This is a genomic window from Streptomyces sp. SS7 (assembly GCF_037993025.1).
Taxonomy (GTDB): Bacteria; Actinomycetota; Actinomycetes; order Streptomycetales; family Streptomycetaceae; genus Streptomyces.
Genome location: NZ_CP141223.1, coordinates 770,674 through 791,900 on the forward strand (window position 1 = coordinate 770,674; position 21,227 = coordinate 791,900).

Sequence of the window (21,227 nt, forward strand, 5' to 3'; positions counted from 1 at the left end):
CGCCGCAAGGGCCCCTGGCCCTCTGCCCTCACAGGAGTTGCCGCCATGTCGACCGCTCTGCCCGCTCCCCCGGCATCCGCCCGCATCACCGCCCTGGACGTCCTGGACGTGCGCTTCCCCACCTCCGAGCATCTGGACGGCTCGGACGCGATGAATCCCGAGCCCGACTACTCGGCCGCCTATGTCGTCCTGCGTACCGACGCCGGCGACGGGCTGGAAGGCCATGCGCTGGCCTTCACCACCGGGCGGGGCAACGACGCCCAGGCCGCCGCCATCGCGACGCTCGCCCCGCACGTGGTGGGCCGGTCCGTCGAGGAGGTCTGCGGTGATCTGGGAGGGTTCTCCCGCTCGCTGGTCCACGACCCGCAGCTGCGGTGGCTGGGACCGGAGAAGGGCGCCATCCACATGGCGACCGGAGCCGTCGTCAACGCGGCCTGGGACCTCGCCGCCAAGCGGGCCGGCCGGCCCGTCTGGCGCTTCCTCGCCGAGATGTCCCCCGAGGAGATCGTGGCCCAGGTCGACTTCCGCTGGCTCAGCGACGCCCTCACCCCCGAGGAGGCGCTGCAGATCCTGCGCCGCGCCGAACCCGGTCGCGAGCAGCGCATCGGCCGGCTGCTCGACCAGGGCTACCCCGCCTACACCACCACCCCCGGCTGGCTCGGCTACTCCGACGAGAAGCTGGCCCGCCTGGCCCGCGAGGCCGTCGCCGACGGCTTCACCCAGATCAAGCTGAAGGTCGGCGCCTCGCTGGAGGACGACATACGGCGTCTGCGCACCGCCCGGGAGGCGGTCGGCGCGGGCATCCGCATCGCGGTGGACGCCAACCAGAGATGGGACGTCCAGCCCGCCATCGACTGGATGCGCGCCCTGGCCCCCTACGACCCGTACTGGATCGAGGAGCCCACCTCCCCCGACGACATCCTCGGCCACGCCGCCGTCCGCCGCGCCGTCGGGCCCATCAAGGTGGCCACCGGCGAGCACATCGCCAACCGGGTGGTCTTCAAGCAGCTCCTCCAGGCCGAGGCCGTCGACATCGTCCAGATCGACTCCGCCCGCGTCGGCGGCGTCAACGAGAACATCGCGATCCTGCTGCTCGCCGCCAAGTTCGGGGTCCCGGTCTGCCCGCACGCCGGTGGCGTGGGCCTGTGCGAGATGGTGCAGCACCTGTCGATGTTCGACTACGTCGCCGTCTCCGGCACCACCGAGGACCGTGTCATCGAGTACGTCGACCACCTGCACGAACACTTCGTCGACCCCGTGCGCGTCGTGGACGGACACTACCTCGCCCCCACCCGCCCGGGGCTCAGCGCCCAGATGCACCCGGAGTCCCTGAAGGAGTACACCTATCCCGACGGTCCCGTCTGGGCAGCCCGTGTCTGAGACGCCCGGCCTCGTGGATTCCCACCACCACGTGTGGGACCTCCGGCAGCGCCCCCAGCCCTGGCTGGACGCCCCCGGCCACGAGCCGCTCCGCCGCACCTTCGGCACCGACGACCTGCGGGCGGCGGCCGTCCGGACCATCGCCGGACGGCGTCTGCACCGCGCGGTGGTCGTCCAGTGCGTCACCTCCGTGCCCGAGACACGTGAGCTGCTCGCGCTGGCCGACGAGGACCCCCTGATCGGTGCGGTCGTCGGCTGGGCCGACCTCACCTCCGCCGCGATCGGCGACGTACTGGAGCGACTGGGCGCCGGTCCCGGTGGCCGGTACCTGAAGGCCGTACGCCACACCGTCCAGGACGAGCCGGATCCGTACTGGCTGCAACGACCGGACGTGGAACGGGGGTTGCGGGCGGTCCAGGACCGCGGGCTCGGCTACGACGTGCTCGTTCGCGCCCACCAGCTGCCGCAGGCGATCCGTCTCGCGCAGCGCTTCCCGGCGCTCCCCCTCGTCCTGGACCACGCCGGCAAACCGCCTCTCGCCCGCCGGGACCTGGCCGAGTGGGAACGGGCGGTGCGCACGCTCGCCCGCAGCCCGCAGGTGCGCTGCAAGGTCTCCGGGCTCGTCACCGAGGCGGACCGGGAGAAGTGGAGCGTCGACGACATCCGCCCGGTGTGGGACGTCCTGCTGGCGGCCTTCGGCCCCGACCGGCTGATGTTCGGCTCCGACTGGCCGGTCTGCGTCCTCGCCGGCGGCTGGGAGAGGTGGGCGGCCACCGTCGAGGAACTTCTGGACGGCTGCGCGGCGCACGAGACCGCCGCGGTCCTCACCGACACGGCGACCGGCTTCTACCACCTGAAGGAGGAAACACCGTGCTCCTGACCGAACTGCTGCACCCCGGCATCCTCCAGGCACTGGCCGGCGCCGGTCACGGCGCCCGTGTCCTGCTCGCCGACGGGCACTACCCCGCGAGCACGGCCACCGGCGCCCGCGCCCGGACCGTCCACCTCAACCTGGCCCCCGGCCTGCTCGACGTCACGACCGTCCTGGACGTCCTGCTGCGCGCCGTGCCCGTCGAGTCGGCCCACGTGATGGTGCCCCCCGAAGGCGAACCGGAGCCCCCGGCCATCGCCGAGTACCGCTCGAAGCTCGCCCCCGCCCCGGTCGGGACGCTCGACCGCTTCGCGTTCTACGACGCCGCCCGCTCCCCCGACCTGGCGCTGGCCGTCGTCACCGCCGACACCCGCACCTACGCCAACCTGCTGCTGACGATAGGCGTCCGCGCCGAAGGGACCCTGACCTCGCGATGACACTCGCCGTCCGCTACACCGCCGCCCGCGCCCTGGACACGGCGCCCGTCGAGAGCTCCCCACCCGGTCCCGGCGAGGTGGAGCTGGCCCCGGCCTACGTCGGTATCTGCGGCACCGACCTGCACATCTTCCACGGCGACATGGACGCCCGGGTCAGCACGCCCGCCGTCCTCGGCCACGAGATGTCCGGCCGCGTCGTGCGCGTCGGACCGGGCGTGGAGGACTGGGCGCCCGGGGACGCGGTGACCGTGATGCCGCTGCGCTGGGACGACACCTGCCCCGCCTGTCGCGCCGGCCACCGGCACATCTGCCAGCATCTCGACTTCATCGGCATCGACTCGCCCGGCGCCATGCAGCAGCGCTGGACGGTGCCTGCCGCCACGCTGATCCGGCTGCCCGACTCCCTCCCCCTGGACCGGGCCGCGCTCGTCGAACCCACGGCCGTCGCCGTCCACGACGTCGCGAGGGCCGGGGTCCGCGACGGTGAGAAGACCGTCGTGGTCGGCGGCGGCCCGGTGGGCGTCCTCATCGCGCTGGTCGCCAGGGCCGTCGGCGCCGAGGTACGCGTGGTGGAACCCAGCCCCCACCGGCGGCGGCTCGCCGAGGAGCTGGGGCTCACGGCGTGGGATCCGGCGGACGACGTGTCCGAGCTGGTGCGCGAGTGGACCGGCGACGCCGGCGCGGCCGTCGCCTTCGAGGTCTCCGGCGCCGCGGCCGGCGTCACCACCGCGGTCGACGTGCTCGGCGTACGCGGCCGGCTGTGCCTGGTGGCCATCCACCCCAGCCCCCGCGAGCTGAACCTCCACCGCTTCTTCTGGCGCGAACTCACCCTCGTCGGGGCGCGGTTGTACGACCGCCACGACTTCGAGAAGGCGGTCGCCCTGGTCGCCGACGGCACGATTCCCGCCGAGCGGCTGATCAGCAAGGTGGTGCCGCTGACGCAGGCGCCCGCCGCGTTCGAGGCCCTGGAGGGCGGCGGAGACGTGATGAAGATCCTGGTGGACTGCGGCGACGACACGACGGGAAACTGAGATGTCCCTCTTCGACCTGACCGGCAGGCTGGCCGTCGTCACGGGCGCCCGGCGCGGCATCGGCCGGGCCATGGCCCGCGCCCTCGCCGAGGCCGGCGCGGACGTCATCGGCGTCAGCGCCTCGCTGGAGGAATCGGGCAGCGACGTCGAGAAGGACGTCACCTCGGCGGGGCGCGCCTTCGAAGCGATCCGCACCGACTTCGCCGACCCCCACGCGGTGCGCGCCCTGGGCGACGACCTCGCCGGACGCGCACGGCCGATCGACATCCTGGTCAACAACGCGGGCACGATCCGCCGCGCCCCGGCCGCCGAACATTCCGACGCCGACTGGGATCTGGTGCTCCAGGTCAACCTCGGCGCGCAGTTCACGCTGACCCGGGCGGTGGGCGCGGCGATGACGGCACGCGGTCGCGGAAAGATCATCTTCACGGCCTCCCTGCTCAGCTTCCAGGGCGGTATCACCGTCCCCGGTTACACGGCCGCCAAGCACGGCGTCGCCGGCCTGACGAAGGCGCTGGCCAACGAGTGGGCCCCGCACGGCGTCAACGTCAACGCCATCGCCCCCGGCTACATCGCCACCGACAACACCCGGGCGCTGCGCGACGACACCGCGCGCAGCAAGGCGATCCTGGACCGGATCCCGGCCGGCCGCTGGGGCGACGCAGACGACCTGGCCGGCGCCACGGTGTTCCTGGCCTCGGACGCGGCCGCCTATGTGCACGGTGCGATCCTGCCCGTCGACGGCGGATGGCTGGGCAGATGACCGCCACCCTCGACTCCGTGCTGAACGGCACACGCATCCTGCCGGTGCTCACCGTGCCCGACCGGGCGATGGCGTCCCCGCTGGCCGACGCGCTCGTCGCGGGCGGCGCCCGCTGCGCCGAGGTCACCCTCCGCACCCCGGAGGCCGAGCCGGTCCTGCGGGCCATGGCGGCGCACGGCGGCCTCGCCGTCGGCGCCGGCACGGTCCTCACCCCCGAGCAGGCGGAGCGAGCCGTGGCCGCCGGCGCCCGCTTCGTCGTCTCCCCCGGATACGACGAGGAGGTCGTCGCCACATGCCGGGAGCTGGGGGTGCCGGTGGTGCCCGGCGTGGCCACCGCGACCGAGCTGATGCGCGCCCTGCGGGCGGGCCTGGACACCGTGAAGCTCTTCCCGGCCGAGTCGCTCGGCGGCCCGCCGACGCTGCGGGCGCTCGCGGCCCCCTTCCCCGGGATGCGGTTCGTGCCGACCGGTGGGATCGACGCCTCCCGCATGGCCGCCTACCTCGCCGACCCGGCGGTCCTCGCCGTCGGCGGCGGCTGGCCGGCCACCCCCGCTCTCCTGGAGCGCGGCGACTACGCCACGATCCGCCGGCTCACCGCCGAGGCCGTGGAGAGGAGCACGCCGTGATCGACGTCGTGGCCCTGGGCGAGGTCATGCTGCGTCTCGACCCGGGCGAGGGACGGATCCGGACCACCCGCACCTTCCAGGTCTGGGAGGGCGGCGGCGAGTACAACGTCGTACGCGGGCTGCGCCGCTGCTTCGGACGGCGCACGGCCATCGTGACCGCCCTGGCCGACAACGCGGTGGGCCGGCTCGTCGAGGACCTGATCCTCCAGGGCGGCGTCGACCCCTCGCTCATCCGCTGGGCGGCCGACGACGGCATCGGCCGCACCGCACGCAACGGTCTGAACTTCGTCGAGCGGGGCTACGGCATCCGCGGCGCGCTCGGCGTCAGCGACCGCGCGCACACCGCGGTGTCCCGGCTGCGCGAGGGGGACGTGGACTGGGACACGGTCTTCGCGGCCGGGGTGCGCTGGTTCCACACCGGCGGGATCTTCGCCGGGCTGTCCGACACCACCGTCGGCGTCGCCGACGAGGCCATGGCGGCCGCCCGCCGTCATGGCGTCACCGTGTCGTACGACCCCAACTACCGCCCCAGCCTCTGGGCCGGCCGGGGCGGCGCCGACGCCGCCCGCGCGGCCGACCTGCGGCTGGCCCGGCACGCCGACGTCGTCGTCGGCGCCCTGGGCCTGAGCGGCGCGCGCCCGGGTGACGTACGGGTCCGCGCCGACGAGGTACCGGACGCGCTCGCGGAGGCGGCGGACCGGGCCCCCGCCGCCTCGGTGCTGGCGACGACCCTGCGCGAGGTGCCCTCGGCCGGCGTCAACGACTGGTCCTCCGCCGCCTGGTCGCCCGACACCGGTTTCGTCGTCGGCCCCCGTATGCCCGGTCTGCACGTCCTGGACCGTATCGGCTCCGGCGACGGCTTCGCCGCCGGACTGATCCACGGGCTGCTGGACGGCGACACCCCCTGGCCCGCGGAGCCGCTCACAGCCGTCCGCCTCGAACGGGCCCTGGCCTACGGCACGGCGCACGGCGCGCTCACCATGACCACCCCCGGGGACGTCTCCATGGCGACGCTCGGCGAGGTCGAGGCGCTCATGGCCGGCGGTTCGGCCGCCGTCCGCCGCTGACCGTCCTGCCGCCCGGCGGCCCGGCGGCCCGGCGGCCCGCCCACCCGTACCACCCGTCCCGAGTTCCTCGGGCAAGCACGTAAGGCATCTCAGCATGGAGCACGCGAAGATCGCAGACACCCCCGTCGAGCTGGGCCGGCTCGGCTTCGGGGCCTCCGTCATCGGCAACCTCTACCGCGTCACCCCGGCGGACGAGGCCCGGGCCGCGGTCGAGACGGCCTGGGAGTCCGGCATCCGGTACTTCGACACCGCACCCCACTACGGGCTCGGTCTGTCCGAGCGGCGTCTGGGCGGCGCGCTGCGCGGTCTCCCGCGGGACAGCTACGTCATCTCCTCGAAGGTGGGCCGGCTGCTCGTCGCGAACGACCGCCCGCGCGGCATGGACGACGAGGGTTTCGTGGTCCGCGACGACCTGCGCCGCCAGTGGGACTTCAGCCGCGACGGAGTGCTCCGCTCTCTGGAGGCGACCCTCGAACGCACCGGCCTGGACCGCCTCGACGTCGTCTACCTGCACGACCCCGACGACCACTGGCGGCAGGCCGCCGAGGAGGCCGTGCCCGCGCTGGCGGAACTGCGCGACCAAGGGGTGATCGGGGCCATCGGCGCCGGCATGAACCAGTCGGCGATGCTCGCCCGGTTCCTGCGCGAGACGGCCGTCGACCTGGTGATGCTCGCCGGGCGCTACACCCTGCTGGACCAGTCGGCGCTGGACGACGTCCTGCCCGCCGCCCGGGAACTCGGCAAGGCAGTCGTGGCGGTGGGGGTGTTCAACTCGGGACTGCTCTCCCGCGATCACCCCGCCGAGGGCATGAAGTACGACTACCAGGACGCCCCACCGGACCTGGTCGCCCGCGCCCGGGCGATCGCCGAGGTCTGCACGGCTCACGGAACCAGCCTGCCCGCCGCCGCGATGGCCTTCCCCCGTACGCATCCCAGTATCATCAACGTCACCCTCGGGATGCGGAATCCGGAACAGGTCAGACGAAACGTGGCACTTCATGGTCAGGTGATCCCCGACGCCCTCTGGGACGATCTCCGCGCGCAGGGGCTGATCAGGTCGGACGTGCCCGACGGGGGCGCCGGACGGAAGGGGTCGCGTTGTCTCTGACCGACAAGGCCATCGAGCAGATCCGCGAGCTGATCCGCACCGGTGCGCTGCCGCCGGGCTCGAAGCTCCCGCCGGAGCAGGACCTGGCCGCGAAGCTGGGCCTGTCCCGCAATCTCGCCCGGGAGGCCGTCAAGGCGCTGGCCGTGGCCCGGGTGCTGGAGGTCCGCCGGGGCGACGGCACCTATGTCACCAGTCTCCAGCCGAGCCTGCTCCTGGAGGGCCTCGGCGGTGCGGTGGAGCTGCTGCAGGGGGACTCGGCCGCCCTGCAGGACCTGATGGAGGTACGGCGGCTCCTCGAACCGGTCGCGACCGCGCTGGCCGCCACCCGGATCTCCCCCGCGCAGCTGGCCGAGGTGAAACGGCACCTGGACGCCATGCGCGAGGCCCGCGACGACGTGGAACTGCTCAACGCGCACGACGCCGCCTTCCACCGCGCCGTCATCTCGGCCACCGGCAACGAGACCCTGCTCACGCTCCTCGAAGGCATCTCCGGCCGCACCCTGCGCGCCCGCATCTGGCGCGGTCTCGTCGACGCCCAGGCTGCCGGCCGCACCCTCGCCGAGCACGAGGCGATCTACAACGCCCTGTCCGCCCGTGACTCCACCCTCAGCCAGGCCGCGGCCCTGCTGCACGTCAGCAACACCGAACAGTCGCTGCGGGAGCACCTGCGGTCCCCCGGGAGCCCGGCCGTGATCACGCCCGCTCGGAACTGACCGGGCCTCACCCGCCGGTGGTAGTGGTGCGGGCGGACTCGTCGATGTGCAGGGTGAAGACGTCGGGGCGCGCGTAGTGGCCGGTGGGGTCGAAGTCGAAGCGGGCGCGGACGAGGTCGTCCAGGTCGAGTTCGGCGGTCAGGATGCCCTCACCGTCGCGCAGCGGGCCGGCGAGGACCTCGCCGAGCGGGGAGACGATGACCGAGCCGCCGCCGATCAGGACCGTCTCGGGCGCGTCGCCCTGGACGGGGTGGAGGTCGGCGGGCACGGCGTCGCGGCGCAGGAACTCGCAGGCGCTGAGGACGAAGCAGCGGCCCTCCAGCGCGATGTGCCGCATGGTGGCCTGCCAGGCGTCGCGGTCGTCCACGGTCGGCGCGCACCACAGGTCGACGCCCTTGGCGTACATGGCGGTGCGGAACAGCGGCATGTAGTTCTCCCAGCAGATGCCCGCGGCGAGCCGGGCGGTGCCGGTGTCGACGACCGGGAGGGTGGAACCGTCGCCCTGACCCCACAGGTAGCGCTCGGCGGCGGTCGGCACGAGCTTGCGGTGCAGGCCCAGGTAGCCGTCGGGGCCGAAGAAGAGGGCGACGCAGTACAGGGTGCCGCCCCGGCGCTCCACCGCGCCGACGACGGCGTGGCAGCCGAGCTCCTGGGTGAGTGCGGCGAGGGCGTCGGTCTCGGGGCCGGGCACGTCGACGGCGGCGGCATGGTAGCGGCGGAACAGCTCGCGGCCGGCGGGGGTGCGGCTACCCACCGTGACTTCGAAGTCCAGGCCCTTGGGATAGCCGCCGAGGAACGCCTCGGGCAGGACGACCACCTCCGCGCCGTGCCCGGTGACCGCCTCGCGGACGAGTTCCTCGGCGCGGGTCAGCGCGGCCGGTGTGTCGAAGAGCGGGGCGGCGGCCTGGACGACGGCAGCGGTCACCGTACGGCGGTTCGTGCGGGCGGCGGAGGCGGCGGGGAGCGCGGAGGTCATGGCGTCGAGGCTAGTGCCGTGACCGGGAAGGTCTGCCGGGAAGCTCGCGGCGTCCGGTGCGGTGCATCGCAAGGCGGAGCGTCGCCCGCGTACCGGATGTACTCGGGTGATGCGACAACGCGGCGAGGTGCCGTGCCGGACGCCGCGAGCCGGTGAACCTTTCCGGTCACGGCACTAAGAATGCGCGCGGTCGTCGAGCAAGAGGATGATCGACATTTCGCCGCGCCCCGGATGACGGGGAGCCGGACCACCGGCGGCACCGGTACCGCGTCCTTCGGCATCACCTGCGTGCAGCTCCTCGGCTGGGCCGCGGCCCACTGGAGGGCGGCCGGCTCCACTGCGCCACGCGCCCCGAGGGGTCACCGCTCTGGCCGTCGCCGAGATGGGCGCCTTCGCCGGACTCGGCCCGGCCGGACGCCTGGTCAACACCGTCATCGCCGCCCTGGACGACGAACTCGTCGTCGGCATCCGGGCGGTGGCCGCCGGCGACTCCGTCATCTCCCCCGGCATCACCCGCCGCCTCGTCGACACCTGCACCGAGCGCGTGCCCGGCAGCCGCGGCGCGGCGCAGGAACCCCGGCTCTCCCGGCTGACCGGACGTGAACGCGACGTCCTCACGGCTCTCGCCACCGGCGCGACCGACGCCGAGATCACCGCCCGCGTGCGAGGACGCGGTCGTTCACAGGCAGTCGCGCACCAGCGACAGGAGTTCCTGGTCCGTGAGACCGAACGCGCGTGCCCGGGTGATGAGGCCGTGCACGGCCTCGGTGAGACGGGCCTGGTCCGCGACGCCGGGCGCCGCGGTGATCACCGCGCCCCGGCCGCGGCGCAGCTCGATCAGGCCCTCGTCCCGGAGCCGCTGGTACCCGCGCAGAACCGTGTGCACGTTGATGCCCAGCGACTCGGCGACCTCACGGGCGGGCGGCAGCCGCTCGCCCGGGGCCGCGGTGCCGTCGGCGACCGCTCCCCGGACGCAGGCGGCGATCTGCTCGCCCAGCGGTACGGGAGAGCTCGGAAGCACCCGGAACAGCATGCGGGCTCACGCTCCCGTCGCGTGGCGCCGCACCAGGCCGTTGAGCAGCCCGGCCGCGGTCGTCGCGTCGTCGACGGTGACGACGTACTCGCGTCCCCCCGTCGTGCGGACCGAGAGCGCCTCCCCCGAACGCAGCACCACACCCCGCCGGTTCGGCCGGATCCGGTAGCCCCAGCCGCCGAAGTCCCCCAGGGCGTCGACCTGGACGCTGCCGGCACCGACGATGCTGCCGAGCGGCAGGGCCAGCCGGGGCCGGGGCAGGACCGTCGACGTGACGGCGACGCCACGCCGGTCGACGGTGACCCGGACCCCGGCGAACGGTGCGCAGGTCAGGCCGAGGACGAGCGGCAGCAGTCCAGCCTGCCAGGGACCGAAGGTCACGGCGAACAGCCCGCCGAGGGTGACGACTGCGGCCGGGATGAGCACGGCGCGGGAGATCATGGTGCGGCTCCAGGCCACGGCCTCGCCCTCGGCCAGCGGGAGCGCGGGGGACGGCCGCGCGGGCGCGGAGCGCGGCCCGCCACCCGCCAGCCACCAGGCCAGCGCGCCGGTGGCCACGCCCGCCGGCAGCAGCACGGCCAGGTGCCACACCGGCAGGCGTACCGCGGCCGGGTCCTGGACGCCCGCGTTGGCCAGGACGGTGAGAACCAGGGGACAGCCGAGGGCGACCGCCGTGCCGGCGCCGACCGCGGCGGTCAGCCTCGCCCCGGGGTCCTTGCGGGAGACCAGGGTCAGCACGGTGAACAGCAGCCCGAGACCGATGAGGACGCCGGTGCCGAACCACAGCGCGGCGGTCCGGCTCGTGAAGCCGTCGGCCCCGCCGTCCTCCGAGAAGTGGGTGGCGATCCGCCCGGGCAGCCGGTCCTCGTTCGCCAGAAAGGTACCGGCATAGGCGGCGGTGGCCACGCCGAACGGAACGGCCGTCAGGACGCACCTGCGCAGGGCGGTCATCAGTTCCCCCTCATCTCATTGTTCTCAATGAAATAGAACAATGGCACCCTAGCGCGCGCTTCAGCCGCGGTCGCCGGCGAGGGTCAGGATGATGTCGGCACTCCGTTACGCGGGCGGAGGCGTCTGCGCCGGGGCCGTCGCCGGGCTCGTGGTGCCGCCCGGACCGGCGGACGCCGTCCCGGGGGCCACCGGGGTCACCGGGGCCGACGAAGCCGACGACGAGGCGGTGGTGTCGGCGGCGGCGTCGGCCAGGCAGTCGACGAAGCTGACGAAGTCGGGCTTCGCGGTGCCGTCGGTGACCGCGAACTCCTCCTGCGCATGGCTGCGCAGCAGACACATGTCGTAGCGGGCGACCGTCGGCAGGGAGTCGCGCGCGCCGTCCGTGCGGTACTCGTGACGGCCCACCAACTGGCAGGAGTCGTACCGGATCAGCGGTCCGCGCGGCCCCACGACATAGCGGTGCGGCCGCACTTCGGGCGCGAAGTCCTTGAAGGCCAGGCCGGTGTCGTCGCAGTCGCTGAAGTGGACCGTGCCGCTCTTCCACACGCAGTCGATGACCCGCGCGTCGGGGTTGCGCACCTCGAACCGGATGTCCTGGGCGTGGAAGCGCTGCACCGAGTCGTGGTGCTGGGCGACGGGGAACCGGAAGAAGGTGCTCGTGGTGCCGTATTCCTGGCTCGGCGGCCGGGTGCCCGTGATGATGTACGAGCCGCCCCGGCAGGCGATGGAGCCCCCGTAGGGGAATTCCAGGAAGTTGCCCCAGTCGTACTCGACCTTCATGTCGGTGAACCAGTAGTTGAGGAACTGGTCCTGGTCGTTGGGCTGCTGGCCCCGGCCGGTGAGGCCCGAGTAGAGGAAGGCCCTGCGGTAGGCGCCGCCGACCCGGCACGCCTCCCAGCGCATCTCGGAGTTGGTGTCGGTGCCGTCCAGGCAGATGCCGTACTCCCACTCCCCCATCCACTCGCACTCCGAGAACCGGTAGTCCTGCGCCTGGCCGGTGGAGTAGGAGCTGAAGAAGGAGGCGCCCGGCGTCGCCGAGCGGAACTGGATGCGCTCGAAGGACAGGTTGGCCCAGATGTCCTCGTTGCGGCACAGGAAGGAGCCTGCGCCGGCCGACGGGCGGAAGACCAGGGTGGTCATGCGCTTGCCGGCGCCGGAGAAACGCAGCCCGTTGGCGGGACGCAGCGGCGCGACCCCGTTCAGCAGGGCGTTCGGGCGGGTGATGAGGAACTCGCCGGGCGGGATCTCGATCACGGTGCGGCCGATGCCCCGGGAGACGCGGGCGGCGGCGAGGGCGTAGGCGTACTCGAACGCGGCGGTGTCGTCGGCGCTTCCGTCGCCCACCGCGCCGAGGTCGCGGACGTTGATCACCCGGGACAGCAGACCGGCGGAGCCCGGCGCCCGCACCGCGCCGGCGGGGCCGACCGGAGCGCCGGGGCCGCTTCCCGGTCCCGACGCGGCGGACGCGCTGTGGCCGGTGAGGACGGTCGCGCCCAGCACCGTCACCCCGCCACGCAGGAGCTGCCGACGGCTCACACGGGACATCCCGCCTCCCCGCTCTGCCATAATTGCCTTCTTTCAAGCGATTTGTTTCATTGACTTGAGATTCACACACATAAGGAGGGATATGGCTGAGTTCGTTGAGGTTCTCCGGCATCTGTCGGCGGCCCAGAAACCCGCGAAGGGGGTCTCGCTCTACACCCGGTTCGTCAATCGCCCGGCCGGGCGGGTGCTGGCCGCACTGGCCTATCAGGCGGGGGCCACGCCCAATCAACTGACCGTCCTGGGCGCCCTGTTCACCTTCCCGGCACTGGCCGCCGTGGCACTGCTGCCGCCCACGCCGCCGATGGCGGCGGGTGTGGGCGCGGCCCTGGCCATGGGGTTCTTCCTGGACTCCGCGGACGGTCAGCTGGCGCGGGGACAGCGGTCGGGGAGTCCGTCGGGCGAATGGCTCGACCATGTCCTGGACTGCGTCAAGATCCTCGCCCTGCACCTGGTGGTGCTGGTGTCGTTCTACCGGTTCTTCGCCCTGCCGAGCCCGCTCTGGCTGCTGGCGCCGATGGTCTTCCAGCTCGCGGCCGTGGTGATCTTCTTCGCCGGCATCCTGACGGAGAAGCTGAAGCGGCGGGCACCGGGCGAGGTTCCGCCCGATGCGCCCCCGGCCTTCAGGGCCGTCCTGCTGCTGCCCGTCGACTACGGCCTGACCTGTCTGGCCTTCCTATTCCTGGGCAGTCAGGACGTCTTCCTTGCGGTGTACTCCACGCTGCTGCTGGCACACGTCCTGTTCATGGCCGCCTTCCTGGTGAAGTGGTTCCGGGAGCTGCGCTGAGGGGATCGACGGCGGTTCGTGGGCGGCCAGCATCCTCAGGGCGCTGCGCAGCAGGGTGCTGGAGGTGTGCATGGTGTAGGGGAAGTAGACGACCTCCACCCCGACCTCCCCGAACCGCCGCTCGTACTCGAGCCACTTGGGGGTGCCGCGCCAGTCGTCGCCCTTGAAGATGACGTGGAAGCCGACGCGCTTCCAGGTGTTGAGCTTGTCGTCCTCCGTCTCCACGATGGCGTCGTCGACGTACTTCACACTGCGGACGATGTCGAGCCGTTCGGCGAGCGGCACGACCGGGACCTTGCCCTTCAGCCGTGCCGTCATCTCGTCGGAGCTCACCCCCGCGACGAGCCGGTCGCAGTGGCGCCGGGCCTCGCGCAGGATGTTGAGATGGCCGATGTGGAACAGGTCGTAGACGCCGGGGGCGAACCCGATCCGGGTCATCGCGCCTCACCCTTTCCTCGGGGGGCCGTCAGGCCGGACTCGGCCGCCTCGCCCGTCTGGCCGGACTGCCCGGGCCGGGCGCCGCCCTGGGCCGTCTGCTTCGGCGCCGCCGTGGTCTGCCGCGCCGGCTTCTTCGGCACGTTCACGGTCAGGGAACGGGATCTGGCCGCGGCGTTGGTGCCGTCCGTGACCTCGATGGCGTACTGGTGGCGGGAGCCCGCCGGCACGGAGTCCGTCCAGGTCATCCGCGGGCGGTCCCAGAACGCGGAGGACTTGGCCTGGCGCGTGACCAGCTTGCCGTCGCGGTAGATCCGGTACGTCAGGACGGCGTCGTCACGGTCCCAGGCGGCCCGCCAGGCGAGGGTGACCTTGCCGGGCTCGGCCGCCGACAGGGACAGCGTGGGGGGCTCCTCCGGAGCGCCGGTGTCCTTGTCGCCGAAGCGGGTGAGGCCCTGCTGGGGCGTCTCGTTGACCTCGGTGAACTCGCCGCCCGCCCACAGGAAGCCGCGTGACGCCACCAGGACGCGGGGGCCGACCTGCTCGCCGAGGCCGCCGTTGGTGTCGGGGAACCAGTGCAGGATCCTGCGGTCGTCGACCCGCTGGGCCAGGAAGTGCTGGCGGTCGCCCCGGTCGGGGAAGCCGCCGGGCGTCTCGTTGCAGTCGTGGGCGTGCGAGGCGCTGTAGAGCACGCCGTTGTAGGGCAGCACGGACTGGGTGGCGCCGCGGCAGGTGTCGTTCCACACCATGATGCCGGTGGCGGTCCGGCCCGCGATCCGGCCGTCGTAGATGCCCGGGCCGTGGCCCTCCGCGCCCACGAAGAAGCGGGAGTCGTCCTGGGCGATCGTCTTCACCGACGACTGGCTCGGGAACCAGCCGGGGTAGGCCAGCACGGTGGCGCCGGTGACCGGGTTCAGGGTGACCAGGGAGCGGGCCGACTGTCCGTTGACCCTCTCGAAGTCGCCGCCCACGAAGAGGCGCCCCTGCGAGAGAGCTGCCGACAGGGCGCGCACCGGCTGGTCGAGTTCGGCCTTGAAGGGCAGCAGCGCACCCTTGGGCGTGAGGGCGGCGATACGGCTCCTGGTCTCGCCGGAGACCCGGCCGAAGTCACCGCCGAGGTAGATCGCGCGGTCCGTGGGCTCGACGGCCCGCACGGTCGAGGACACGGTGGGCCTGAACTCCTTGCGCACCGAGCAGTCGGCGGTGTTGAGCGCGACCACGTTGGCCGCCTTCTCCGAGCCGACGGTGTCGAAGGACCCGCCGACGTACAGCACCCGGCCGTCCGCGGAGGCCTTCATGGCCCGTACGGTGTGGTGGTACCCCGTGAAGGACGGGGCGCAGGGCAGGAGTTTGCCGGTCACGGCGTCGAACGCGGCGAAGTTGCGGCGGGCCACCAGCTTCCGGCCCGGCGCCGCACCCGGCGGTCGGACCGCCTCGAAGGATCCTCCGACGTAGACGACGCCGTTCGCGGCGGCCATCGACCACGCGATGCCCTCGGTCTGCCAGGTCGGCAGCGCATCGGCGGAGAACGTCTTCGGACCGCTGTCGGCGGCCGCGGCGAGGGAGGCGTCGAGCAGGGCTGCGGAACACACGAGGGCGGTGACGGCAACCCTGGTGACCGGCTTCGAGCGGAGCTTTCTCAGGTGCAAGGGAACCCCGGGTGGCAGTGGTGGGAGTGGTACGGAGTCGGAAGACGCCCACCGAGTGGGCCGCAGCGGTGCGGCCGGGGCCGGCCTCATGCGGCGCGGCGGCGCAACACTCCGGCGAGCTCGTTCACTCTCAGCGACGTCCGATATCGCCACAAACTAATAGCAAATACACACATCCCCAAAGCCATCCCGACGGCGAGTCCTGATGGAGTGTCACCTTCCCTCGTACGGGCGGCTCCCAGGACCACACAGACGGTCAGGGAGACGCCGAGGGCCCTGACATAGCCGCGGTCGACGGTGGGGAAGCCCAGGCGCCGGCGGATCAGCACGGCCGCGGCGAGGTTCTCCACCACGATGGCCGCGCCCCAGGACACGGCGGCGCCGAGCACGCCCCAGGCCGGGACGGCGAGCACGCCGACGGTCAGCTGGACCGTGAACGCGAGGGCGGTGACGGCCAGATGCCAGGAGCTGCGGCCGGCCATCAGCAGCACGGTCTGGGCGTTGCCGACGGCGACGTTGACCACGGAGGCCGCGCACAGCACGACCAGGGCGGGGGCGCCGCGGACGAACTCCGGCCCGAAGGCGGACAGGAAGGTCCCGGGGAAGGCCGCGAGGAGGGCGAACAGCGGCCAGGAGAACAGCACGATCCAGCAGGTCGACACGCGGTGCAGGGAGTGCGCCTCGGGCTCCTCGCCGAGGGCGAGCAGCCGGCTGACCTCCGGCGCCACGGCGAGCCGTACGGCGAGTTGGAGGAGCGTGCCCGCGGTGACCACGCGGCCGATCGCGGTGTAGACGCCGGCCTCCCCCGCGGTGGCCATGGCCGACAGCAGGAGGACGCCGACCCACACGGCGCTGATGTCGAAGACGGAGGAGACCGCGCGCGGCGCGGCGAAGCCCCAGAACGTCCGCCAGGACACGGTCCCGCCTGCGGGCGGGGCTGTCGGCCCCCGGCCGGCCCGGCAGCGGCGCAGGGTGAACCAGGCGGCCACCGCACCGGCCAGCGTCGGCAGCAGCCAGGCCGAGGCCAGCGCGGTCAGGCCGGGCAGCAGGAAGGCGACGGGGAGGGCGATCAGCAGCCGCAGCACAGGCTTGCCGATCTGCTCGACGGCGACGAACGGGACGACCGTGCCGTAGGCCCGGGTGGCGCCGAGCAGGACCATGCCCACGGTGGCGACCGGCAGGAAGACGCCGAAGAGCCGGACCAGTGAGACGGCGTCCGCGGGGGGCAGTTGGGGCAGCAGGAGCCGGGCCGCGGTGGACGACAGCAGCAGGGGCGCGGCGGCCAGGACGGAGACGACGGCCGCGGGCAGGAGGGCCATGCGCAGCAGCGCGGGCACCGAGCGGCCGTCGTCGAGGGCGAGGTCCCGGGGGACGAAACGGATCAGCCCGGCGTCGGCGCCGAGCTTGCAGGTGTTGCTGAGGATGGTGAACAGGGCGACGCCCGTGAAGACCACGCCCGAGCCGTCCGCGCCGACGGCACGGGTGAACAGGCCGACCAGCAGGAAGGAGAAGACGGCGTTGGCGACCGAGCCCGCCATCCCCCACCAGCCGCCCCGGGCGACCGCCGCCACCGCGCGCGGGGCCTGGGCCCCGGCGCGGGTGGGAGCGGCCGTGTGGGCGGCGATCACCGCCGGGAGACGGAGAAGGTGCCGTCCTGGGCGGGAAGTTCCATCGGCGCGGCGGGGTGCGACGCCGGACGGTACTTCGGGCGGCGGCGCGGCAGCCGCAGGCGCCGGCGGGGCCGGGCGGCGTCGAGGACCGTGCCGAGGAGGCGTCCGCCGGAGCAGTCGACCAGTTCCTGCACCTGGCGCAGGTCGTCCTGGCGGGTGGTACCGAGGCCGACGACCAGCACGACGCCGTCGACGCGCTGGGCCACGGCGAGCGCGTCGGCGTGCGTGAGGAACGGTCCCGTCACGACGACGGTGGTGGACTCGACGCCCGCCCGCAGCCGGTGGGCCTCGGTCGACAGGCTCGAGCGGGTGTGCGCGCCGATGCCGCCGCCGGAGCGGAAGGCGAGCCGCCCGGAGACCTCGGCCTCGACGAGGACGCTCCCGCTGGGCAGGAACGCCTCCTCCAGGGTGGGCGCCTCGTACGGCATCAGCGGCAGCCGGTCCGAGAGCCCGGAGACGTCGGAGTCGGCGTCGACCAGCAGGACCTCGCCGCCGTACTCGGCGAGCGCGGCGGCCAGGTTGGCGGCGACCTCCTCGGCGGCCTCGGCGTCGCGCGGGGCGACGACGAGCACCTGGCCGGGGCCCGCGGGGCCGTCCGTCTTGCGCAGTCGGAAGGCCAGGGCGCGGAACGCCTCAGCGCGGGCGCCGCCGGTGCGGCCGACCTTCAGCAGTTCGCCGTGCCCGTCCTCGTCGTCGTCGGGCAGGATGCCGAGCACCGGGGTGTGCAGGGCACCGCGCAATTCGCCGACCGAGCGGATCCTGGAGTCCAGGGCGGAGCGCAGCCAGGCCAGCACCAGGCCGAGCAGCAGGCCGCACACCAGGCCGAGGGCGAGCAGGACGCGCAGGCCGGGGCCGACCGGCAGGTGGGGGGCGGTGGCCCGGCGGACGACGTCACCGGCGTCGGTGTCCCGGGACTTGATGTCCAGGACGCGCTTCTGGAGGGTGTAGAGCTGGCTCTGCGCGGCGGTCTTGGCGTCCTTCTGCTCCAGCTTCTCCTCGGCCAGATCCTGGTTGAGCACCCGGATCTGCTGGCCGAGGGCGTCGGTGGCGCGCCGGACGGCGGCGTCGTTGCGGCTCTTGCGGTCGGTGAGGTAGGCCTCGGCGAAGGCGTTGGCGCCCTGGGCCGCGCGCTGGGGGTTGCCGGCGGTGAACTCGAAGCGCAGCACCCGGGACTTCATCGGGTTGGTGACGCGCAGCCGGGAGGCGAGGCCGCCTGCCTGGCTCTCGGGCAGGCGCAGCGCGCGGGCGACCCGGCGGGCGACCTCGGCGCTGGTGGCGATCTGCTGCTCGGTGGTCATGCTGACCTGGTTGTCGGCGGAGACCCCGACCGCGCCGAACGGGTCGGCGGTGGAGCGCACCAGGACCTCACCGGTGGCGGTGTAGGTGTGCGCGCGGTACTCGGCCAGCGCCAGCCCGCCGAGGAGTCCCAGGACCAGGCCCAGCGCGATCAGGGCGCGGTGGCGAAGGATGCGGCGCAGTTGGTCGCGTAGTTGGTCCGGCTCGTCGTACCGGTCGTCGAGATGGATGGGGCCGGTCACGGGTGCCCTCCTGTTCCGGGGATCGATGCGTGACGGGTGGTTGCGGCCGGCATCGCCGAAGAGCGGAACCGGGATGCCCGGGCGACGGGGGTGGTGATGAGCAGCGGCACGGCCACCAGCAGGGTCAGCGGACCCGCGATGGCGAGCAGGCTGCCGCGCAGGAAGACCATCTGGTAGAAGGCGAACGCGGGGACGAGCAGGGCGGCGAGGGCGCCGGGGCTCTCGCGCAGCCGGTGGCGGATGTCGTCCACGCGCCGGCCGAACGCGCCGAGCAGGAGGAAGACCAGGATCACCGCCGGGGGGCCGGCCCACAGGTAGCTCTCGATCCACAGGGGCGCGGAGAGGTTGTGGAACTCGTACCCGGCGTACTCGGCCAGGGAGATGCCGGTGTCCTCGGGTTTCTCCGGCCACAGCGCGCGCGGCACCATGAACAGCGGCGGGCCGAGGACGTTCTGCGGGGAGAACCCGTGGTCGTGGGCGTAGTCGACACCGGTCTGCATCTGCTGGAAGGCGTCGTAGTCGCCGTTGGAGGTGAACTGGTCGGCGAGGGAGGCGACGGTCAGGGTCTCGCGGTCGCTGTAGCGGAAGTAGTCGCTGTAGGGGAAGACGAACAGCAGTGCGGCGAGGATCGCGGCCGCGGTGACACGGAAGGCCCGGGGCCGGCACAGCCGGGGCACCGCGAACAGCAGGGTCAGCAGGACCATGCCGGCCCAGAACCGCGGCTTGCTGATGGGGTTGTTGACGACCACGTTGAGGGCGAGCAGCACCGGCAGCAGCAGCCAGCGCACCGCACGCAGCCAGCGGTCGCCGCCGGGGCGGCACGGCACTCTCAGCAGTCCGAGCAGGGCCCAGAACGCGGGGACCGAGAGCGACCAGCTGAGCAGGGAGCGCAGCGAGGCGTCCTCCCCGCCGGCCTCGGTGATGGCCTGCCGGCTGGTGAAGTACGCGCCCAGTCGGCCGGGTTGGCCGGCGATCAGCACGACGGCCAGGCCGAGGGCGAGCGCGCACAGGGCGAGCAGGCGCCAGGGCGCGACCCGGCGGGCGAGGACGCGCTCCAGGCGCCCGGGCGGGGCGGTGTGCCCGCGGACGCGTTCCCGGCGGGCGGCGAGGGCCGCTCCGGCGCTGTGGGCGAGGAGGCCGAGTTCGACCAGGGCCACGGCCACGAGCGCGGTGGTCTCGTCGGTCCGGTACGGCCAGGGGTACGCGTCGGCGGCGAGCATCGCGAGGCCCGCCAGGCCCAGCCAGATGTACGCGAAGACCCAGAAGCCGAGGGCGACGAAGCGTACCCGGGAGGCGGTGAGCACCCGGGCGAGCGCGCCGCCGCTGTGCACCACGACGACGCCTTGCAGGACGAGTGCGGCCGACGGATGCGCACCGTGCGACTGGAGGATCAGCCCCGGCAGCAGGACCGTCAGTGCCACGGCCCAGAGGGAGACCGCAGCCACACTGCGGACGCGAGCGTCCTGCATCCCGGCCTCTCCGTCGAGCGAATATTTAGGCTGAAACATCACTGAAGGATATATAGCGCTTAGATCGCGCTAATCACCCCAGGCGCGCAGAAATCGCGAAATTCTCGGCGTGCCAATTACCCCAAATCATGACAAGTCTGCATAGCTTATCGGCCATCAGATCTCCCGATCGACAGAGGAGTTGTGCATGAGCCAGCAGGTAGACGTCGTCGTCGCCGGGGGCGGGGGCTTCATCGGCGGTCACCTGGTGGGCGACCTTCTCGCCCAGGGACTGACCGTCCGCTCCGTCGACATCAAGCCGCGCCAGGACTGGTACCAGGTCCACCCCGACGCCGAGAACGTGGTCGCCGACCTCTCGCTCCTGGACAGCGCCAGGGCGGGCGTCCGGGGCGCGCGCCAGGTGTACATGCTGGCCGCCGACATGGGCGGCATGGGCTTCATCGAGAACAACAAGGCCGCCTGCATGATGTCGGTGCTCACCAGCACCCACATGCTCCAGGCCGCCCACGAGGCCGGCGTCGAGCGCTACTTCTACTCCTCCTCCGCCTGCGTGTACGCCGCCGGCAAGCAGACCGACCCGGCCCTCACCGCCCTCAAGGAGGAAGACGCCTACCCGGCGCAGCCCGAGGACGGCTACGGCTGGGAGAAGCTGTTCTCCGAGCGCATGTGCCGGCACTACGCCGAGGACTACGGATTCGTCACCCGTGTGGCCCGCTACCACAACGTGTACGGCCCGCACGGCACCTGGACCGGCGGCCGGGAGAAGGCGCCGGCCGCGGTCTGCCGCAAGGTGGCCGAGGCGGTCCTCAGCGGCGAGCACCGGATCGAGATCTGGGGCGACGGACTCCAGACCCGTTCGTTCATGTACATCGACGACTGCGTGCACGGCAGCCAGATGATCCTGAACGGCGACAGCGGGATCCCGGTCAACCTCGGCTCCTCGGAGGTGGTCACCATCAACCAGCTCGTCGATCTCGTCGAGGAGATCGCCGGTGTCCGCTGCGAGCGCACGTACCGCCTCGACGCCCCGCAGGGCGTGCGCGGCCGCAACTCCGACAACACCCTGATCCAGGAGATCCACGGCTGGGAGCCGTCGGTGACCCTGCTCGACGGCCTGGAGACGACCTACGCCTGGGTCTACGACCAGGTCAAGCGCTCCCAGCAGTGAGCCGCGGGCGAGC

Annotated in this window: 19 protein-coding genes and 1 pseudogene; 11 read left to right on the forward strand and 9 right to left on the reverse strand. The window is 72.9% G+C overall.

The window, feature by feature from the left end:
• Positions 1 to 45: 45 nt before the first annotated feature.
• The 9 genes from U5640_RS03545 (at position 46) to U5640_RS03585 (ending at position 7,996) form a co-directional block, all read left to right on the forward strand.
• Positions 46 to 1,380: an L-fuconate dehydratase gene (locus tag U5640_RS03545; protein ID WP_340374334.1), complete on the forward strand. Its 1,335-nt coding sequence runs from the start codon at positions 46 to 48 to the stop codon at positions 1,378 to 1,380.
• Entirely contained in the window at positions 1,373 to 2,260 is an 888-nt protein-coding gene (locus U5640_RS03550) for an amidohydrolase family protein (protein ID WP_340374335.1), read from the forward strand. The genes U5640_RS03545 and U5640_RS03550 overlap by 8 nt, the downstream gene beginning before the upstream one ends.
• Complete coding sequence (locus tag U5640_RS03555; RefSeq protein ID WP_340374336.1) at positions 2,251 to 2,688, forward strand: RbsD/FucU domain-containing protein; 438 nt, start codon at positions 2,251 to 2,253, stop codon at positions 2,686 to 2,688. The genes U5640_RS03550 and U5640_RS03555 overlap by 10 nt, the downstream gene beginning before the upstream one ends.
• Positions 2,685 to 3,719 carry an alcohol dehydrogenase catalytic domain-containing protein gene (locus U5640_RS03560; protein ID WP_340374337.1) on the forward strand — a complete coding sequence of 345 codons (1,035 nt, stop codon included), beginning with the start codon at positions 2,685 to 2,687 and terminating at the stop codon, positions 3,717 to 3,719. The genes U5640_RS03555 and U5640_RS03560 overlap by 4 nt, the downstream gene beginning before the upstream one ends.
• Position 3,720: 1 nt before the next feature.
• A complete protein-coding gene (locus U5640_RS03565; RefSeq protein ID WP_340374338.1) occupies positions 3,721 to 4,482 on the forward strand; it encodes an SDR family oxidoreductase in 762 nt (253 codons plus the stop codon).
• Positions 4,479 to 5,108: a bifunctional 4-hydroxy-2-oxoglutarate aldolase/2-dehydro-3-deoxy-phosphogluconate aldolase gene (gene eda, locus U5640_RS03570; protein WP_340374339.1), complete on the forward strand. Its 630-nt coding sequence runs from the start codon at positions 4,479 to 4,481 to the stop codon at positions 5,106 to 5,108. Before U5640_RS03565 ends, eda begins: the two co-directional genes overlap by 4 nt.
• A complete protein-coding gene (locus U5640_RS03575) occupies positions 5,105 to 6,175 on the forward strand; it encodes a sugar kinase (RefSeq protein WP_340374340.1) in 1,071 nt (356 codons plus the stop codon). The genes eda and U5640_RS03575 overlap by 4 nt, the downstream gene beginning before the upstream one ends.
• Positions 6,176 to 6,269: 94 nt before the next feature.
• Positions 6,270 to 7,283 (forward strand): aldo/keto reductase, encoded by a 1,014-nt coding sequence (locus U5640_RS03580; RefSeq protein ID WP_340374341.1) that lies wholly within the window; start codon positions 6,270 to 6,272, stop codon positions 7,281 to 7,283.
• Positions 7,274 to 7,996 carry a FadR/GntR family transcriptional regulator gene (locus U5640_RS03585; RefSeq protein WP_340374342.1) on the forward strand — a complete coding sequence of 241 codons (723 nt, stop codon included), beginning with the start codon at positions 7,274 to 7,276 and terminating at the stop codon, positions 7,994 to 7,996. The genes U5640_RS03580 and U5640_RS03585 overlap by 10 nt, the downstream gene beginning before the upstream one ends.
• A gap of 7 nt (positions 7,997 to 8,003) precedes the next feature.
• On the opposite strand, the gene U5640_RS03590 is transcribed toward U5640_RS03585, so the two are convergent.
• The 4 genes from U5640_RS03590 to U5640_RS03605 form a co-directional block, all read right to left on the reverse strand.
• Positions 8,004 to 8,972, reverse strand: a complete 969-nt coding sequence (locus U5640_RS03590; protein WP_340374343.1) for a nitrilase-related carbon-nitrogen hydrolase — start codon at positions 8,970 to 8,972, stop codon at positions 8,004 to 8,006.
• Between the two features lie 679 nt (positions 8,973 to 9,651).
• Positions 9,652 to 10,005 carry a GntR family transcriptional regulator gene (locus U5640_RS03595; RefSeq protein WP_340374344.1) on the reverse strand — a complete coding sequence of 118 codons (354 nt, stop codon included), beginning with the start codon at positions 10,003 to 10,005 and terminating at the stop codon, positions 9,652 to 9,654.
• Positions 10,006 to 10,011: 6 nt separating this feature from the next.
• Positions 10,012 to 10,956: a DUF1648 domain-containing protein gene (locus U5640_RS03600; protein WP_340374345.1), complete on the reverse strand. Its 945-nt coding sequence runs from the start codon at positions 10,954 to 10,956 to the stop codon at positions 10,012 to 10,014.
• Positions 10,957 to 11,061: 105 nt separating this feature from the next.
• On the reverse strand, positions 11,062 to 12,501 hold the full coding sequence (locus tag U5640_RS03605) for a glycosyl hydrolase family 28-related protein (protein ID WP_340374346.1): 1,440 nt from the start codon (positions 12,499 to 12,501) through the stop codon (positions 11,062 to 11,064).
• Between the two features lie 82 nt (positions 12,502 to 12,583).
• Between U5640_RS03605 and U5640_RS03610 the strand changes: the two genes are divergently transcribed.
• The gene (locus U5640_RS03610; RefSeq protein ID WP_340374347.1) at positions 12,584 to 13,285 is read left to right on the forward strand and encodes a CDP-alcohol phosphatidyltransferase family protein; all 702 of its coding nucleotides are present in this window, start codon (positions 12,584 to 12,586) and stop codon (positions 13,283 to 13,285) included.
• Positions 13,286 to 13,306: 21 nt separating this feature from the next.
• Here the strand turns inward: U5640_RS03610 and U5640_RS03615 are convergent.
• From U5640_RS03615 to U5640_RS03635, 5 genes and pseudogenes are all read right to left on the reverse strand, one after another.
• Positions 13,307 to 13,723, reverse strand: a pseudogene (locus tag U5640_RS03615) (adenylyltransferase/cytidyltransferase family protein); the annotation flags it as partial.
• Positions 13,720 to 15,312, reverse strand: coding sequence for a fibronectin type III domain-containing protein (locus tag U5640_RS03620; protein WP_340374348.1), 1,593 nt, complete (start codon positions 15,310 to 15,312; stop codon positions 13,720 to 13,722). The pseudogene U5640_RS03615 and the gene U5640_RS03620, both read right to left, overlap by 4 nt.
• Before the next feature lie 143 nt (positions 15,313 to 15,455).
• Positions 15,456 to 16,997, reverse strand: a complete 1,542-nt coding sequence (locus tag U5640_RS03625; RefSeq protein ID WP_340374349.1) for an oligosaccharide flippase family protein — start codon at positions 16,995 to 16,997, stop codon at positions 15,456 to 15,458.
• Positions 16,994 to 18,577, reverse strand: a complete 1,584-nt coding sequence (locus U5640_RS03630) for a hypothetical protein (protein ID WP_340374350.1) — start codon at positions 18,575 to 18,577, stop codon at positions 16,994 to 16,996. The genes U5640_RS03625 and U5640_RS03630 overlap by 4 nt, the downstream gene beginning before the upstream one ends.
• On the reverse strand, positions 18,574 to 20,046 hold the full coding sequence (locus U5640_RS03635; protein WP_340374351.1) for a hypothetical protein: 1,473 nt from the start codon (positions 20,044 to 20,046) through the stop codon (positions 18,574 to 18,576). The genes U5640_RS03630 and U5640_RS03635 overlap by 4 nt, the downstream gene beginning before the upstream one ends.
• A 187-nt stretch (positions 20,047 to 20,233) precedes the next feature.
• Here U5640_RS03635 and U5640_RS03640 point away from each other — a divergent pair, with 187 nt between their 5' ends.
• Positions 20,234 to 21,214, forward strand: coding sequence for an NAD-dependent epimerase/dehydratase family protein (locus U5640_RS03640; protein ID WP_340374352.1), 981 nt, complete (start codon positions 20,234 to 20,236; stop codon positions 21,212 to 21,214).
• The last annotated feature ends 13 nt before the right edge of the window (positions 21,215 to 21,227 follow it).